Below are 1,072 nucleotides of genomic sequence, written 5' to 3'. Positions count from 1 at the left end.
TGAAATCTATCTTCTTATTACTAGTCCTCTTCTGTTGGCAAATAATCTAAGTTTACAGGCGGTTCCGGGTTGATGCTAGACTGAACTAATTTATAGAAAAAATCATTATCCAGCCTATCTTTGCTCTGTGCAAAGTTATTTACATAAAGAATTGGAATAAATTCTGAGTCTATTTCATTATACCCTGTCAAATAATACAGACCATAATTTATATTCTTAGGCTCATTCACCCCAACGGTCCACTCAGCACCGTTAGCATGTAATCTGAATACTTCGCCCAGATAAACCCAACAATTAAGAAACTCTGCAATATGTTCTTGATCATTAACAATATTATTTTTTCTTATATAATAAGCCAAATCGCTAAGACTCTGGAGAGATAAATCTAAATTAAACCCCTGAACATTAGCAGCAGTCTTGATTTCATCAACTAGATCATCAATATAAAAGATGAACTCATCAAATTTTTCTTGCATTTTCTTTTTTTCTTGCATTTTATGCCTCCTCATTAATCAATTATGGATCCAATTGTATATGGAATATTATTATCTTCTAGCGCTTTCAAGAATGGTTTAGAAGCTCCTTTTTCAAGAACATATTCTACTTGATAACCTCGACTCATTAACCATATATCTTTTTGAATATCTATTTTTGCCTGTTTCGTCAATGATACTTTCCCTGTTTTTAACTGTTTTAGAGATGTACCATTCGCAATATCAATTTGTCTCCTTGTATAGTCAGTCTTTATAATAATAGAATCTCCACCTAGATGCTCTCGGTATTCTTGTTCTCTCTTCAATCCATGCGAAGCATTCTGCATATTGGTATCATACTGCTTACTCCATCTTTCATAAGTCCATTTGCCATTTCGATTTTGATAATCAATCCATCTCTGCGCCTTATGTTCTGGAGTGCCTGGAATGAGTTCCTTAGAAGGAGCCGATTCGACACTAGGTGTTGTACTTCCAGATTTACTAGGAGTTTCAACTTCCTTCACCTTCGGCATATCCAAATCCGCAGAGCCACCTTTAACATGAATATCCGGATTTGTCTTACCACTGATGTCCAAACC

General features: G+C 35.1%; 2 protein-coding genes. Both read right to left on the bottom strand.

What is annotated here, in order from left to right; all coding sequences use genetic code 11:
- Positions 1-20: 20 nt before the first annotated feature.
- Entirely contained in the window at positions 21-494 is a 474-nt protein-coding gene (locus SCRDD08_RS00670) for a hypothetical protein (RefSeq protein WP_061421991.1), read from the bottom strand.
- Positions 495-508: 14 nt separating this feature from the next.
- The coding region (locus SCRDD08_RS00665; RefSeq protein WP_196756156.1) for a hypothetical protein at positions 509-1,072 on the bottom strand (564 nt) is incomplete at its 5' end.

It is taken from the genome of Streptococcus cristatus (assembly GCF_001578775.1).
GTDB lineage: Bacteria > Bacillota > Bacilli > Lactobacillales > Streptococcaceae > Streptococcus > Streptococcus cristatus_A.
The sequence above is the reverse complement of the archived record's forward strand: the minus strand, read 5'-3'. Positions and strand labels throughout refer to the sequence as shown.